General features: G+C 67.1%; 19 protein-coding genes. 1 reads left to right on the forward strand and 18 read right to left on the reverse strand.

Translation table 11 applies throughout. The features are described from left to right. The first annotated feature begins 235 nt into the window (after window positions 1-235). On the forward strand, window positions 236-391 hold the full coding sequence (locus ACFWWQ_RS12125; protein WP_384594189.1) for a hypothetical protein: 156 nt from the start codon (window positions 236-238) through the stop codon (window positions 389-391). Here the strand turns inward: ACFWWQ_RS12125 and ACFWWQ_RS12130 are convergent, their stop codons facing one another. The 18 genes from ACFWWQ_RS12130 to ACFWWQ_RS12215 all read right to left on the reverse strand — a co-directional run bounded on the left by ACFWWQ_RS12130 (window position 392) and on the right by ACFWWQ_RS12215 (window position 14,818). Beyond that, entirely contained in the window at window positions 392-775 is a 384-nt protein-coding gene (locus tag ACFWWQ_RS12130; RefSeq protein WP_384594192.1) for a hypothetical protein, read from the reverse strand. Continuing rightward, a complete protein-coding gene (locus tag ACFWWQ_RS12135) occupies window positions 772-1,020 on the reverse strand; it encodes a hypothetical protein (RefSeq protein ID WP_384594195.1) in 249 nt (82 codons plus the stop codon). The genes ACFWWQ_RS12130 and ACFWWQ_RS12135 overlap by 4 nt, the downstream gene beginning before the upstream one ends. After that, window positions 1,020-1,199 (reverse strand): hypothetical protein, encoded by a 180-nt coding sequence (locus ACFWWQ_RS12140; RefSeq protein WP_384594198.1) that lies wholly within the window; start codon window positions 1,197-1,199, stop codon window positions 1,020-1,022. The genes ACFWWQ_RS12135 and ACFWWQ_RS12140 overlap by 1 nt, the downstream gene beginning before the upstream one ends. Window positions 1,200-1,294: 95 nt before the next feature. Beyond that, entirely contained in the window at window positions 1,295-1,570 is a 276-nt protein-coding gene (locus ACFWWQ_RS12145; RefSeq protein WP_384594201.1) for a hypothetical protein, read from the reverse strand. Then, complete coding sequence (locus ACFWWQ_RS12150; RefSeq protein WP_384594204.1) at window positions 1,567-2,331, reverse strand: hypothetical protein; 765 nt, start codon at window positions 2,329-2,331, stop codon at window positions 1,567-1,569. Before ACFWWQ_RS12150 ends, ACFWWQ_RS12145 begins: the two co-directional genes overlap by 4 nt. Continuing rightward, complete coding sequence (locus ACFWWQ_RS12155) at window positions 2,252-2,881, reverse strand: DNA cytosine methyltransferase (RefSeq protein ID WP_384594207.1); 630 nt, start codon at window positions 2,879-2,881, stop codon at window positions 2,252-2,254. Before ACFWWQ_RS12155 ends, ACFWWQ_RS12150 begins: the two co-directional genes overlap by 80 nt. Beyond that, window positions 2,881-3,606 (reverse strand): hypothetical protein, encoded by a 726-nt coding sequence (locus ACFWWQ_RS12160; RefSeq protein WP_384594210.1) that lies wholly within the window; start codon window positions 3,604-3,606, stop codon window positions 2,881-2,883. Before ACFWWQ_RS12160 ends, ACFWWQ_RS12155 begins: the two co-directional genes overlap by 1 nt. Before the next feature lie 124 nt (window positions 3,607-3,730). Continuing rightward, a complete protein-coding gene (locus ACFWWQ_RS12165; RefSeq protein ID WP_384594213.1) occupies window positions 3,731-4,525 on the reverse strand; it encodes a hypothetical protein in 795 nt (264 codons plus the stop codon). Between the two features lie 137 nt (window positions 4,526-4,662). After that, window positions 4,663-5,733: a histone-like nucleoid-structuring protein Lsr2 gene (locus ACFWWQ_RS12170; protein ID WP_384594216.1), complete on the reverse strand. Its 1,071-nt coding sequence runs from the start codon at window positions 5,731-5,733 to the stop codon at window positions 4,663-4,665. 124 nt (window positions 5,734-5,857) lie between these two features. Further along, window positions 5,858-6,514 (reverse strand): hypothetical protein, encoded by a 657-nt coding sequence (locus tag ACFWWQ_RS12175; RefSeq protein ID WP_384594219.1) that lies wholly within the window; start codon window positions 6,512-6,514, stop codon window positions 5,858-5,860. Between the two features lie 132 nt (window positions 6,515-6,646). Beyond that, the gene (locus tag ACFWWQ_RS12180; RefSeq protein WP_384594222.1) at window positions 6,647-6,889 is read right to left on the reverse strand and encodes a hypothetical protein; all 243 of its coding nucleotides are present in this window, start codon (window positions 6,887-6,889) and stop codon (window positions 6,647-6,649) included. A 48-nt stretch (window positions 6,890-6,937) separates the two neighbouring features. Further along, window positions 6,938-7,723, reverse strand: a complete 786-nt coding sequence (locus ACFWWQ_RS12185) for a hypothetical protein (RefSeq protein ID WP_384594225.1) — start codon at window positions 7,721-7,723, stop codon at window positions 6,938-6,940. Beyond that, on the reverse strand, window positions 7,723-8,838 hold the full coding sequence (locus ACFWWQ_RS12190) for a hypothetical protein (protein ID WP_384594228.1): 1,116 nt from the start codon (window positions 8,836-8,838) through the stop codon (window positions 7,723-7,725). Before ACFWWQ_RS12190 ends, ACFWWQ_RS12185 begins: the two co-directional genes overlap by 1 nt. Window positions 8,839-8,849: 11 nt before the next feature. After that, window positions 8,850-9,767 (reverse strand): hypothetical protein, encoded by a 918-nt coding sequence (locus ACFWWQ_RS12195; RefSeq protein WP_384594231.1) that lies wholly within the window; start codon window positions 9,765-9,767, stop codon window positions 8,850-8,852. A 102-nt stretch (window positions 9,768-9,869) separates the two neighbouring features. Next, window positions 9,870-10,706, reverse strand: coding sequence for a phage distal tail protein (locus ACFWWQ_RS12200; protein WP_384594234.1), 837 nt, complete (start codon window positions 10,704-10,706; stop codon window positions 9,870-9,872). Window positions 10,707-10,737: 31 nt separating this feature from the next. Next, window positions 10,738-13,437 (reverse strand): hypothetical protein, encoded by a 2,700-nt coding sequence (locus ACFWWQ_RS12205; RefSeq protein WP_384594236.1) that lies wholly within the window; start codon window positions 13,435-13,437, stop codon window positions 10,738-10,740. 386 nt (window positions 13,438-13,823) lie between these two features. Further along, window positions 13,824-14,174, reverse strand: a complete 351-nt coding sequence (locus tag ACFWWQ_RS12210; protein ID WP_384594238.1) for a phage tail assembly protein — start codon at window positions 14,172-14,174, stop codon at window positions 13,824-13,826. Continuing rightward, the gene (locus tag ACFWWQ_RS12215) at window positions 14,171-14,818 is read right to left on the reverse strand and encodes a hypothetical protein (protein WP_384594241.1); all 648 of its coding nucleotides are present in this window, start codon (window positions 14,816-14,818) and stop codon (window positions 14,171-14,173) included. The genes ACFWWQ_RS12210 and ACFWWQ_RS12215 overlap by 4 nt, the downstream gene beginning before the upstream one ends. Window positions 14,819-14,860 lie beyond the last annotated feature (42 nt).

Here is a 14,860-nt window from a genome sequence, read left to right on the forward strand (position 1 = left end):
GGGGGCTAAGGCCCCTGACGTGGCCCGCACCCACACTCGAAACCCAATAAATTAATGGGTCTTACGACCTCAGCGAATAGCCGCCAATCATGGCGGTGCACAGTCGGCGGGCGCTGTGTCTTGACAGGCATCCGTCTGTCTTCGTTGAGGTTCGCGTTTCGGCGCACCCTCTCTCGAAGGCGACGGCCAACCCGCCTTGGAGGGGCGCATGTGGGCCGTTATGCAGGAACTTGCCGTGTCGGCACCCATGGTGTTGATCTACTTCGTGGGGCTTCTGGCGCTCATGGTGCTTCTGGCCTTGGTCATCGCTCTGCGGAGGACCGAGGCGGAGCACCGGCCGGAGATCATCAGGGCACTGGCGGACCTGATGGGCTTCTGGCGCCGCAGGTGATCACCGGTCACGCCCGTCGCGGAGCATCCGGCCGAAGGTCTCCAGATCCATCACCACGTACCCGTGGCGGACGTTCTTCCCGCGCCGCTTCACCACAGCCGCACCGTAGGGGGCACCGGCGTTGACCGCCTCGCGGTTGGCCTGCTCCACGTACGCCGAAAACCGGTGGGCCTTCTCGTCCTTGGCCTCCAGGATGAAGGGGTGTGCCTCGATGTCGCCCGTGTCCTTCGCGCCGGTCTGCACCTTGCGGGTCACGGGCAGCAGGTGACGGGCGCCGAATTTCGGGAGCCCGCTCTCCGCCATGGGGATGCCCAACACCCCGTTGAGGTATCGGCAGACAGCCGACTCCCACGCCGTGCCGCGGGCCTTGTTTGCGTTACTCACTCCACCCGCTCCCACGTCAGTTCTGCCTTCTCCACGTGGCCGGTCACCTTCGCCGGTCCGAAGCAGGAGCGATCGGCATAGCCCTTCCACCACGTCAGGCGGGCGCGAGCGAGGCCAGCTGTCACGTAGGGGCCCTCTGCGTGAACCGTGGTGGTCTCGGGTCGTTCCCCGGGGGCTTCCGGGTACGTCTTCACGATCACCGCGCGGTACAGGCGGTTCGTGTCCATGCCGATGCTGCGGGCCATCAGAGCCTCACCCACTTGACGCTCACCCCGTGGGCGAGAGCGGAGGCCAGGGCATCGAGGTAGCGGGGCCAGTCCTCCCGCTCCCGGGCGGTCGGGTAGAGGCGGACCTCCCCGCCGTTCAGGGCACGGATGTCGCCCAACGGCGGGGCCGTGGTGCGGCTGATGTCCAGTGTGCTCATGTCTCAACTCCTCGGTTGTGTCCGGAACATGTTCCGGACGTGAGGACCCCCGCCGTGGTGTGCACGGCGGGGGCCACGGACGGGGGTGCGCCGGGTCAGTACGCGTCGTCGCCCGGGATGGTGACGGCGACGTGTTCCGCCGCGATGGTCTCCAGTCGCAGGCTTCGGCGACGCACGAACCCCGATTCCTGGCCCGTGGGTTTGACCTTGAGCATCGGGACGACACGCCCGCCGAGGATCGCGGAGGTGGTCTTGATGACTACGGCCTCCGTCATCCGCACCCGGTTGGCCTGCCGGGTCGCGTAGACCACGGTGTCCCCGCTGATGATCGGGGCTCCGGTGAAGTCGTGGATGGCGCCGCGCTTACTCACGTCCGCTCTCCTGTTTCTGCTGGCGCGGTCAGCAGCCAGGCATACGCGTGGTACGCCTGCTGCCAGACAACGCCGTTACCGATCATCTTGAGCTGTTGGGACCGGCTCAGCCCTTCAACGCCGGTCACGAACCCGCGGGGCAGCCCCATGAGCCATTCCGCGAACGGGGCCGCCAGCCGACGGCCGCCGCGAGGCCCTACCTCGGTCGGCGGCGGAGCCGCCTGCCCGGTCAGTGCCTCCCACCGTCGGATGGCGGGCAGGTACTCCCCCCACCATTGCGCGGGCGACTGGCGGGCGTCCTCGCCCGCTCCCCCGTCCGGGTAGGGGAGGAGGAACACCGCTTCGTCGTCAAGGGTGGGACCGTGGCCGCCGGCCTTGCGTTTGTCCGGGTGTTGCGCGGACCCGCTTCCGCCCAGGTTGGAGGTCGGGGTCTTGAGCAGGGGCCCAGATGGGGTGAGTTCGCGTTTCACGCGGGTCTGGAGGTCGTCCCGCCCCGGAGGCCGCCTCTCCAGCGGTGAGGGTCCGGCTCCCATGCGTGCGGTCGGCGTCGGAAGGAGGTGCACCACCGCCCCGGGGAGCGCGTAGTCCCCGCCGCTGCCCCGCTGGTTGGGCCCACCGTGCGGACCGTCCGACGCGCGAGGTGTCGGCAGGTACGGCGTTCTGCAGTTCGGGTCGCCGCAGTCATGCGGCGGCAGGGAGTGGACCACCTGATTGCCCAGCATCCGGTCCCGGCCGGAGTTCGCTGTGGCGTGCGTGCTCATGAACGTGACCGTGGGCGTACGGAACATCGCCGGAGGGGTGGGCAACGCAAAACCACCGGTCCCGGTGATGGGCGGCGCCCACGGCGGAAGCGCGTACGCACACCCACCTTGCGTCATACCCGATCGCGGCCAGGTCGGCGACGACGACGCCGTGTCCGCGGATGCGGAGGGCGGAGACGTTTTCCAGGAGGACGAGCCGGGGTCGAAGTACGCGAATGGCTTCCGCGACGTTCCGCCAGATACCGGAGCGCTTTCCGTCAATGCCCACTCGCTTTCCAGCGTTGCTGATGTCCTGGCACGGGAACCCGGCCGTGAGGATGTCGACCAGGCCCGCCAGTTGGGACCAGTCGTACGTGGCGATGTCGCCGATGTTCGGGACGTCGGGGTAACGGGCGGCGAGCACGGTGGACGCGGCCTTGTCGACCTCCGCGACCCAGCCGATACGCGCGCCGGTCAGCGCGGTGGCGGCCATTCCCAGCCCGCCGAACCCCGCGCACAGCTCCAAGATCCGTTCCGTGCCCCCCGTCGGCGGGGCGCCGACGTCGCCCATCAGTACGGCACCTCTTCGGCAACGGCAGCGAGCGACGGGACAGCCGCGGCCACTTCCTTGGGGGCGGGGCCGCGGACCTTGAGGACAGGCTTGCGGTACGCCACGTCCACGCCGGCGGCCGTGGTGAACTCCACCAGCTCCAGCGCGAGGTCACACGCGGCGGGGCCGTCCACCTTGTCCAGAGCCGTGAGCGTCGCCGGAAGCGTCTTGGTGAACTCCCAGCTGCTGGTCACGAGGCGGAACACACCCAGCTCCGGGGCGTCCGCCAGCCGGAAGGAGATCCGAATGTCCGGCTTGGGGCCACGGCCGGACTTGGCCGCCGCGCGCCGGTCCTTGAAGTCGGTCGGGCAGCCGCACGGCTTGCCCCGGTCCTCCTCAGGGTCCAGGAACTCCACGCCGTCACAGACGTGGATGGGGCCCTGCATGCCGTACAGGGCCATACGGGCCGAAATGGCGTCGGCGCCGTCCACGATGATGCGCACGCTGTCCGCGCCGGTCAGGACCTCCCGGTTGTCCTCCTTGGTGGTCTCCCACTCCTGCGGGGCACCGCCGTACAGCCGGGCCACCTCGTCGGCCACGTCCGGGTCTCCTGTGGTCACGCGCCATGCCGACAACGCCACGGGGCGGTTGTTGAGAAGCTGGCCGGCGCGGAAGCGGCCTACGAAGTCGGCGGCGAAGGTCTTGGGAAGTGCTCCGGGGTCGGTCTCAAAGATGCGCAGTGACACGCGTACCTCACTTCTTGGCAAAGGCTGGGAAGGGGCAGCGCAAGACCCCGGGGGCTTGGTCAACCCGTCCGGGGTCCTGGCTCGGTGTCGTTGTCTGGGGGCGGTTACAGCCCCCGTGCGCTGGCTACTTGCGGCGCTGGGTGCCGGTCTCGGCCTCGCCGCCGGAGGCGACGGGACGACCGACCACGCCCCGCTTGAGGTCCCGGTCCCAGTCGAACACCGCGCGCAGGTGCAGGAAGACGGAGAAGAGTTCCGGCGCGTGCCGGACGGGGACCAGCTTCCAGCCCTCCGGGCGTACGTGGAGAACGGCCGCCGCGTCGATGGCGGGCACGGGCACGGACTCCCCGGTGTCGGCGCGGACGATCCGGTCCGCGTTGGCGTACGCGGCGAGCTGGAGCGCCACGTCCTCGTGAACGCCGCTCCGGGTGGTCTTGAAGTCCAGAATCACCGTCTCGTCGCCGATACGGCAGATGGCATCGAACGATCCGGCGTAGTTGTGCTCGTCGCTCCACACGGCGTCCTCAATGAACAGGAACTCCGGCTTCACGACCTCCAGGAACTCCCGGAAGTGCCGCGCGTACGGCTCAAGGTCCGGGTGGACACGTGTCACCGCCTCGCCACGCGCCAGGCGTTCGAACAGCTCATGTGCCGCCGATCCGGTGTCGGCGGCTTCCTTGGTGATCCGGCGCGGTACCCCCTTGAGGTAGTCGACCGCTCCGGACCGGTCGTTGAGGACCAGGCCGACGAGGGCGGGCAGGTTGGAAACGGCGCTCTCCGCCACTGTCTTGGCCGCCCAGAACTGGAGGAACGTCTTGGGCTGCATGGACAGGATGGAAGTCACGCCCGGTGCCTTGGTCCCCGTGTCGGCGTCGATGTAGAAGCGGCTTCCGCCGCGCGTGATGGTGGTCAGGGCTCCCATGCCCAACTCCCCTTGCTACACGGCCCTCTCGGACCTCTGCGGCTGTCTGGGGTGTTGTCTGGGAGGCGTTACGCCGATCTGGGCGCGAACAGCGCGAAGCCCCCGCTCCTTCCGGAACGGGGGCTCGTCGCAGAAGGTCAGCTCTCGCTGTCCTTGGTGTCACCGGCCGCACCCGCCGCTGACGCCGCGTCGGGCGCCGCCTCGGCATCGGGGGTGGCCTTGGGGTTCGCCTCGGCCTCCAGCTCCTGGAGCTTGGCCAACAGGGCTTCCGTCTTCTGGCGCGTCTCCTCCAGGGACTCCCGGAACATGTTCCGCTGCTTCGGGTTCAGCGCTGCCAGCTGGTCGACGTTGTACGCCGAGATCCCCGCATCGATCTTGCGGGCAAGCACGAGCATGCTGGAATTGTCCGCGCCACCCTTCTTCGTGATGTCCTTCACGGCCTTGTCGGCCTCCACCAGGGCCTTGGCCTGCTTCTTCTCCAGGCCCGCGCGTTGCCCGCGAGTCAGCGCCTGGACGCCGTAGTCCGCCCATTCCGCCTGCGGGACGCGCTCCCGCTTGCGATCCTCGATGTGGTGTCCGATCGCGCGGCGGGTACCGGCCGCACTGTCGCTCGGGACACCGGCCTCCCGGAGGAGGGACGCCGCCAGCGCGACGTACTGCGGGGATTCGCCGTTCCAGTCCACCCGACCCTGGGCATCCTTGAACAGCCCACGCAGGTCCATGAGCTTGTGGGAGATCTGCCGCAGGAGTTCCGTTGCGCGACCGTCCACCTGCGTGTACTCGGTCACGAGAGGCTTGGTCTCGTTGTAGATCGCCGCGGCGTCGGGGTTCTCCAGGCCCTTACGGACGGCCTCCTGGTCCACGCCGTCCACGATCTTGCCCACCAACACGCGGTGGGCGGGGCCGGCGGCCTCGGCCGTTTTCTGGGCGGTCTTCTCCTGCATGCGCTTCTTGAGCTCGTCTGCCGACGGCGCCGCCGGGGCCTCCTGCTCGGGCTTGTCGGCAGTGTCCGTTGCCTGCCGGTGCGCCGCCTCGTACGCCTGCCGGATCTTCGCGGGGATGCGGCCGGGGCCTACCGGCATACCGTTGGCCTTCGCCCATGTCCGGATGGCGGCGGTCTGCTTGGCGCCGGCGCCCTTCTCCGTCGCGGCCTTCGGGGCCTGCGCCTTCTTTGCGGGCTTGCCCTCGCTGGTCTCCTTGGCCGACATGTCGGCCCCCCTTCCCTTGGTCAACTCAGTGTCTGCGCTGCCGCGCCCACCGGAGTCTTGCCTTCTCCGGTGGAGCGACAAGAAAACCGTAACACATACTCAACCCCGTACGGGTGATTGTTTTTCAGTTCTCCGTGAAGGGTTCCCCGCACACTTCACACGTGACGCCACCCTGGGCGTACACGGTCTTGGACATGTACAGCTTTCGACCGCAGGCGCAGGCCAGGCACAGCCTGGAGTCCGTACGCGGTTGGGCCAGCGGGGCTGCGCCAGCGGCCTTCTTCGCGGTCCGCTTCCACGCCTTAAGGGTGTCGCTCAGCGCTTCCGTTAGGGGCTGGAACGCGGCCTCGGCCTCCGGGGTCATCTCGACTGCCGCGAACCCGCGCACCATGTCCCGCTCCTGCCCCTGGGGCCAGGCGAGGCCGAACTCCGCCGCCGCGTCGCGGAACTTCCGGTTGTGCCACTTCCCCCGGTTGGTGGTGTCGCGGATGCCGCGCTGAGCGCACGCCGCATGGGTTCCCTGGTGGAGAAGGGCTGTGATCAAGGCTTTCGGGCCGGCGTGCAAGGTCGCGTCGGCAAGACGCAGTTCGGGCCGGTCGGTGGAGATCACGGACGTGGACTCCTGGGCAGACACGCTGTCGCGGACACTCCACTTGAGCGCGTCACGCTTGACCGCGCTGCCGGTGGTGAACGTAACCGCTGGTAGGTCCGGGTGCCGGCTCTGCACAACCTCCCACGCGGTCTCCAGAGCGGCGAGGAGCGCCGCGTTGCTGTCGGTCATCGGTGGGCCTTCCGTCGTAGCTGTCCGCTGCCGACCGTACACCACATGACCCGTACGGATGTTCTGCTTGCCCAAGACGCGGAAAAGGGCCTGGACCGAACGGAGTTGGCTCCGTTCGGTCCAGGCCCTTGGTCATTGTGTGAATTCGCCGCCGTCATACGTCCTGGCCGCCGCCTTGGTCTTGGCTACCTGCCGAGAGGCCGACTCTCCCAGGGCGAGCGCGACCAGGCCGACAAGAACGCCCGTCAGGGTGTCGCTGCCTATGGCGGTCTCGATCTCGGGGAACTGGTGGGCGAGCCATCCGACGAGTGCCGCGATGGCCGCGTGGACGCGCACCGGGTTGGCCTTCAGCCACTCCCGCGCTGCTTCGATCATGCTTTGCTCCGTATCTCGGTCATGAAGGCGTCAGGCTCCGGCCTGTGGTCACTCGCTGGGGTGCGCCTCCTGCCTGGCGGGCTTCGGGACTTCGTCCTTGGCCAGAGTGTTGCGCTGGTAGGAGCCGATCACGTGCGTGCTGATCCGCCCCCGCCCCTTGCTCACACGGTGGCGGATGCGCCACACGGCATCGGTGAAATGCGAGATCGCGTGCATGGGGCGGGTCACGGTGTGCGTGGTCCACGCCCCGTCGCGTCCACCGGCGGCCGTCCAGGTCTCCCATGTCTCGTAGCCGTCGCCGGTGGAGCACTCCAGAACCATGGTCGCCGTGGTCCTGGTGGGGGCGTATGTCTCCGTGATCAGGTGGAGGACCGGGCACTGAACGCGAGTGGCCGCATACCAACTCACCGCCCCTGCGTCGCTCGTGGTCGCGGTTTGCCATCCCGGGGTCGGCTGCCACGGGATCGGCAGGGCAGGGCGGCCGAGGTAGTCACCGGCCCACGGGTCGTCCATGACGATGGCGGCGCCGTCGCGGGCGAGTACACGGATCATCTGGGCGTCGTCGGCGGTGCGGTCGATGCCGACTGCGAGGGCCGGTGTGCCGTCCTGGCGGGCCAAGGTGGCGCCCCAGTCGTCCCGGGGGGTCTGGCCGACGCTGAACACGCGGTGGCCGTCGGGGGTTTCGGCGCGGAGCTGTCCGCCTTCGCCGATCACCACGTCCCCGGAATGGATCTGGTCCAGGGCCGGAGCCTTGTTGGCCGCGCTGGTCAGCTCCTTGAGCTGCCGTTCCACGCGCTTGAGTCGGTCGGTGATGTCCTGCGGGACGTTGGCCACTATGCCGCCTCCAAATACAGTTCTGCGCTCTCCGCGCTGCCGCGCTCGCCTGCGGTGATCTGCCAGCCCACGACCCGGTACGAGGCGTCCAGACCCTCGTGAAACCAGGTGTCCGTGACGCGCAGACGCGCGGACCGGCCGATCACGTCGGCGGAGATCTCGTCGTCCAGGCGCACGCGCAAAGTGGGGATGGTGACCGGCTGCCGAGCCCCGTTCAGGTCTGCGCGGGCATGAGCGTTCAGCGTCTTGGCGTCTCGTACGGTGTTGTAGTCGGATGATCCGTCCAGACGGGGCCACCCGGCCGCCAGCTCCTCCGCGGCCTCCAGCCGGTCGGACAGAAGCGGGGTTGAGTCGGCGGTCTGGTTCTTGTTGGTCGTGGCCCCGCGCGATTGCCACACGTTCGCCACCTCCGTGGCGTCCTCGGGCCAGGAGTAGGCCAGGACGTTGCCCGGGTAGGTCAGCATCACCGGGCGGTCCCCGGTGCGGATCACCGGATACCCGAGCTGCAACGCCCGCGTCCGCTCGCCCGTAGCCGACTGGGAGACCCTGATCCGCCACTCAAACCCGTTGTCCAGCTTGGCCAGCTCATCCAGGACTTCCCGCACACGGCGGGTCTCGTCCGCGGGAACCTTCCGGTCTCGCTTCACCCCGGAGGTCTGCGAGGAATCCAACCTGATCCCCAGGTCTCCGCCGCCCTGAACCTGGGCGTAGTCCACGAGCTGGCGCGCAATGGCCAACTGGTCCAGGTCCGTGGCGGTGTAGGTGTCGTAGACCGTGCGGTGGTCCAGGTAGCTGTCAAAGGTCGCCGCCTGGAGGTCTGCCGACACGAAGCCCCGTTCGTCGGTCTGGGGCGTCATCGTCCACACGATGCCGCCCCACCACACGTCCGCCCCGCGCTGGACCCAGACGGCCGTACGGCCCGGTCGGATGGCTTGGCGCACGCGGGCCGCCATCGTCCGGTCCGGGACCAATACCGTGCCCGCGAGCGATCCGGCCTTCCCTATGTAGTCGTCGAACTTCAGCCCCTTGACCGGCAGTACATCCACGGGGTGATCCGTCACCAGGTCCGTGAACAGCATCCGGAACGGGAGCGAGCCCGGAACATGTTCCGGCACCCCGCCTCCTTCTACCTGTCCAGCGGATACGTGATCCCGGTGAAGGACGCCCATGTGGTCACGCCTTCGGACACGATCAGGCGGGCCAGGCCGCCCGTGGTGAAATCGACCTTCAGCGGGACACCGCCGGCGGCTGCCGCAACCGGGGTGTGACGCTCGGGGCGGAACCCGTCCGCCAGAGCCTTGGCGAGCGGCACCCCGTCGTTGGGCGGCTCGCCCTTCTGCGACCAGCTCACCCCGCCGCGCCACTGCATGTGCGGGACCCCGCCGAGGTTGATCCGCCGGTAACGCAGAGGTCCCGCCTTGTTGCCGTCGTTGTTGTAGCCCTCGGCCAGCGCTACGGCCGTCCAGCTCACCGCCGACTCCGGGGCCGGGTAGGTGGTCCAGGCCGAGCCGTCCCACCGCTCCAGGGCTCCGGCGTTGTCGCGGTACTGGCCGACGTAGGCCCCGCTCCAGGAGTCCGACCACCCGGCGGGGGTGATACCACCCACGGAGGTGGTGAAGCGCCGCCGGTCGGTCACTGCCGTGGCCCAGTCCAGGCCGCCGGTCCACTGGGAGGCTCCGGCCGGAACGGTGACCTGGTAGAGGAGTTCGGCCGTGCCGGAGATCACCGGGGCCACTGGGCTGGTGGCTGGCGTGCCCTGGACGATCTCCAGTCGGGCCGCACTGTGCGGGGCAAGGTCGTACTCGGTGTCCACCACGCGGATCAACACGGCGTCGATGCGTGGGTACAGCGGGTCTCCGTCGGCGAAGGCCAGCACCTCCGGGGCGGTCACAACGACGGGGTATGCCCCCTGCCAGGCCCGGCCCTGGATGATCGCGCGGCCCTGTCCGATCGCGCATTGCATGTCCGAGACCCGGGCCAGGGCGAACGCGTCGCCGCCGGGAACCAGGCCGCCCCGGGTCGTGATCTCACCCGTGGGGGTCATGGTGCCCACAGGTACAAGCCGCGTGTCTTCCCGGCTCTGTCCTGCCCCGCACTCCGAGCGGGCCAGGAGCCAGCCGCTTCGTACTGTCACGTATTCCTCCAGTTACCAGAAGGCCGACCGCCACACGATCGACACCGAGGCCCGCCGGTCGTGAAAGCCGGGCTCGGCGGTGAAAAGGAACCGGGTCCGCCCCGGCTCCAAGGCGAAAGTCCGCTCCGGCGCACTGCGCGCGGTAGCGGCGTACAGGTGGGAGTCCGTTCCGTTGAAGAGCACGGTCCCGGCCGCCGTATCAATGGTGAGCACGTCGCCGGGCCCCAGAGCCGTGGCGTACTCCAGGGCTCTGCCGGTGTCGGCATCGATCAGGGCGGGCCGCTTGACGGGTCCCCGGACCTCCACAACGGGATGGGTGGGGGCCTCTCCGTCGTTCACGACTTCCAGCCGCCCAGCCCCGGAGCGTTCCCACTCCAGGGGCCAGGCGAGCGGCCAGCCGAGCCCCGGCTCCGCATCGGGGAGCCTGGTTCGGGCCACGCTTTGGGTGACCTCGTAGCGGCGGGGGTCGGATGCCTCCCACACCAGGGAGCCGGTCGGCTCGCCGCGTGTGTAGACGCGATCCGCGGATATCGCGCGCTTGGTGACCCGTGCCCACATCACGCGCCGGAATCCGGCGAGCTGGATCACGAGGGACTGTTCCTCCTGCTGGATGCCGGTTGCCCGGCGCAAGCGGTCCAGCAGGAGGGGGAAGTGGTCGGCCCGGTGGGGCAGGATGCGGAAGTCCCATGTCAGGGTGCGCGTTCCTGCCAGCAGCGCGCCAGGCCATGCCCCGTGCTGGGTGGGCATGGTGACCGTCCCGGACTCCAGGTCGGGCAGGTCGTCCCAGCCGGTGAGCTGAACACCCACGTAGGGCGTGGTCTCGCCGAGAAGAAGACCACCCCACTGCATTTGTCCGTCTTGAGTTATGAGATCGTCCACATTACCCCCGTGCCTTCATCCGCCATTCCAATTCGCGGGCCACCTCCTGGGGCGAGATGCCATCGGCGTGAAAGTGCTCGATCTGTACCGACGCACCCCCATCCGACGGGCCCACGCCTCCCAGCCCAGACCGGGCGGGAAATCTTTCCGCGCCGATCACTGCGGCCCCTCCAGCCCACATAGGGACGTTGTCAGTAATTCCGCCCAGCTGCCTTCGCAGGTACGGTAATTGGTCGGCAATCCCGGACATGAACCCCTGCATGACTAGGCGGCCATTGGGTGTCAGGATTCGCCGGTCTACGGACGGCGGCCCCTTCCAAGATGTCAAGCTACTGGTGAGGCCCTGGAGGGTGCTTTTTACCCCAGAGATCCGAGAGGCAATACCCTGAATGAAACCTCCGAGGAGTTGCCGCCCGGCGTTAACCAGGTAGCCAGCGAGGTTGCCTAGGGCGCCGAGTGCCCGACCTGGAATGCTTCGGAAGAATTCCATGATTTGGGGGGCGTGAGCCCGGAGGGATACGGCCATTTGTATAAGCGCCATTGCAGCGAACTGAGCCAGCTTCGGCCCCATTTTCACGATGTAGGCAGGCGCCCGTAGGGCCAGCCGCGCGAAGAGCGGGAGAATCTTGCCGATGCCCACGAGGACGATTTGGCCGATCGCCTTAAAGATGTTCCCGAAGTGCGTCAGCATTCCGGACAGCAAGCGCTTTGCGGCATCTATCGCCCCCGAAAAGTCACCCTTGAGAAGGCTCGTAACCAAATGAATAGCTGGCACCACGATATTGGTGATCTGCGATGCCAAAAGCCCCGCTAGAATTCCTGCCAGCTTTCCGACGATAGCGATAATCGGGGTAATCACGGGCATGAGCGCCTTTAGGGCACCCATCAGCGCTGTGCCTAGAGCAAGGACAAGTGGGCCAAGGGCCTTCATTAGCTGTCCCAGGGCGCCACCGATAGTTGCCAAAGAGGGAGCAAGGGCAGAGAGAAGCTGTCCGGCAATTTTGAAAATAATCCCCAGAAGCTGACCGGCGATTGCGAGAATCGAACCAATGATCGCGGGGAGCTGGGCGAGAATTGGCTTCAGGGTGCCCATTAGGGTACTTGCAAGCTGGCTAATCAATGACCCCGCTCGAATGAGGGCGGGGCCCAAAACCCCGGCCAATTGCCCGGCCAGCTGGCCAACAATGGGCAGAATGAAACCGAGTGCAGATGAAAGGGATGCAACTACGGGCTTCAGTGCGCTTCCCAATTGCGCGGCCATCCGGGCAAGAATCGGCCCGACCGTGGCCGCCAGAGTTTGAATCGGTCCGGCAAGATTTGTTACCAGAGAATTCAATAGCGGCATGACGGACTGGAGAGCAGTCCCGAGCGTCCCGGAGATCACACTACCCAGCGCCGAAAGCGTCTGAAAAAGCGCCGTGAATGTCGCCTGTGCTTGCGGCGTTGCAGTTACTTGCGCTGCCGTCGCGGCTATTTTGGAGAGCACTCCCAGAAACCCCGCACCGGCGGCGGAAGCTGGCCCAAATATATTTCCCAGAGTTGTACCAACGTTTGCCAGCGTGCCGAACAGCGTCCTCACCATCGAAAGCGCGGTCTCGATCGTGCTTTGCATGGCGCCGGAGCTGAAGGCGGCTGTCATCTTCGCCGAGAGCGATTGCAGCGCACTGCCTCCGGCGGCCGTTAGGCGCTGGAAGGCGGGAGCGGCTGCCGCCCCGAGCTGGGTTAGGCCCTGGATGACGACAGCCGGAATGCCGGACAAGTTTTTCAGTCCGGCCGCTGCGCCGGTGAGCGCTTGCCCCAGGGCGCCGCTGTCGGCTAGGGATTTGGCGCTCTTCATGGCCCCGGTCGCCATTTGATTTAGGGCCCCGGCCGCTCCCGTGAGGCCAGTCTTTAGGGTGGGCAGCACAGAGGATGCGACCCGGGCCAAGGTGTCGCCCAGGCCCTTGAACAGGGCGCCTTGTACGGAGGTCTGAAGACCGGACCAGGCAGGCCCCAGGACCTGCACCTCCTGAACGAACGACCGTGCCGACGGCGCCAGCTTCGCCATTGCGTCCGCGTCGCCCTGGAGGGCCCCGCCCACGCCGGACATGCCGATCTTCAGGGCGGCCCCGGCGCCGCCGACAGCGAGGAGGGCGGGGGCCGCGATGGCGGCGGCTGGTGCCATCTGCGCCAGGGAAGACGCCAGGCTGGCCACGGCAGGGACCGCGGAGGCTATCGAGGTGAGTCGCCCTAGGCTGCCCATCAGGGAGCCCAGGCCGTCCCCTGAACCACTCAGGCCGGACAGGGAGGTACGCAGTCCATCGATGCCCGACCGGTTAGCCTCGATATCCACTGTGACCACAGGGCGCGGGCGAATACTGGCCAGCTCCGCGCGAAGTCGCGCGATTTCGCCCGGCGCAATCGCGAGGCGCACCAAGACTTTTGCCTTGAGCATGGCCAGCCCGTCGCGCAAATCAGCAGCAAAGCGCGTCATGTCTGGCTCGACCGGAACGCGGACGCCCTTGATCATCCGCTTAGCGCGGTCCAGCTCTGTCCGCAGCTCCGGCGCGAAATGTGAAATGTCCGGCAGGACCGTGACCTTGACCCGGGCCCTTTCTTCGATCCGGTCCAGGAAGGTCTGTGTACGGGCTGCGAAACCGTCCGTGGTCGGCAGTACGCGAATGGCGAGTCGGCCGACTTCCTGCCCGCCGGGTCCGGCCATGTGCGATCACCCCCGTATGTACTTGTCTGGCAATGGCTGTGCGAGCGGATGACCAGAAAGAGTCCACGCCCGCCGCTTCTCTTTGAATTGCGGCGTCAGTACCGGTTTTGGCTCACTCTTGAGCCGCCCACCGTTCACGCGGATATTGTTGGCGTCTGCGAAACGCACCGCGTTAAGAAGATGGGCCAGCAGATGCGTTTGCACTGTCCAGCCTCGATGGTCCGTCCCGCCTGAAAGTGAGGACATCAATTCGGACCCATCCGGAAGATGCTCGGCCAGCGTCCACGCACGGCGGGGCGCCAGAGTGCCGCGCCACAGGTCCGCCAAATCGAGTCCGTAGACCCGTTGCAGATCGGCCCTGAGGGCCCCGCCGTGTCCCTCGTGGATTAGCTGTCCGAGTCCTGCGCTTCCGGGGCCTGGGTCGCCTCCTGCCACAGGGTCACCACGCGGACGTACATCCCCAGCGGCCATGCCTGCATTTCGTCTGCCATGGCCTTGGGGTCATCCGCGATAACCAGGATCAGATCCCGGAGGTGGGGTTCCAGTTCCTCCAGGGCTCCCGTGTTCTTCTCGAACTTCTCCAGGAGGACACGGGCTGTCTTCAGTCCCTCTCGTGACAGCATTAGAAGATTTCGAAGCTGGACATGGTTCCCAGCCTGGGTCTGAATCGGAAGTGCAGCGTAATCGCGCTGCGCCTCCTCCATGAGGTCAGCGCACGAAAGGACAGTCACCGTCATTCCCCTTCTCCTTCTCCAGCCTCGAATAGCTGGGCCTTGAAACCGAATTCCATCTCGGGGGGCAGGGGTCGCGGCATGCCCAGTTTCGACGGCTGGACCGGTAGCGCCTGCGCCCATTCGCCGACGGCGCCACCGATTAGGGAAGAGCTGAGGAAAGTCCCGGTGATCGGGAAGACGACGAAATCGTCGGTTGCCATCTCGATAGAATCCGAGCCGAGAAGCGAAACCCGGGGATGCCAGAGCGGGACGAAGCGTGTCCCATCCACCAGGATCACGAGAAGTGCCTGAATCTGCGGAACGGGAGTAGCTGGAATTCGGACCGAACCATCCGGCTGCACAAGCTCTGGGCCTGCACCGAAATAGAGGCGATATACGTCAGCGCTCGCCTGGATGGCATTGATTGTGACGCTGTAGGTGATATCCGGTGTGGTCTGCCGCAGCTTCGCGTTTTGCCAAGACCCGATGGCCTCGGGGTCGTCTCCGTCACGCCCAAATTCGGGGAGATCATCGCGCGACGTGTGGCCGATGGTCGCCCACTCGGGCCCCGGGTTCAGGGGGTCGAGAATTTGCGAAGGTTTCGGCGTGTTCGGTGGAGCGAAGTAAATGTACCCGCGTCCCGCCACAATGGTGGCGTCGTCATTCATGGGCAAGGGTGAGCCTCCACACGGCACAAGAGATACCGCCCG

Origin of the sequence: Streptomyces sp. NPDC059080, assembly GCF_042739975.1 — a bacterium.
Lineage (GTDB): Bacteria > Actinomycetota > Actinomycetes > Streptomycetales > Streptomycetaceae > Streptomyces > Streptomyces benahoarensis.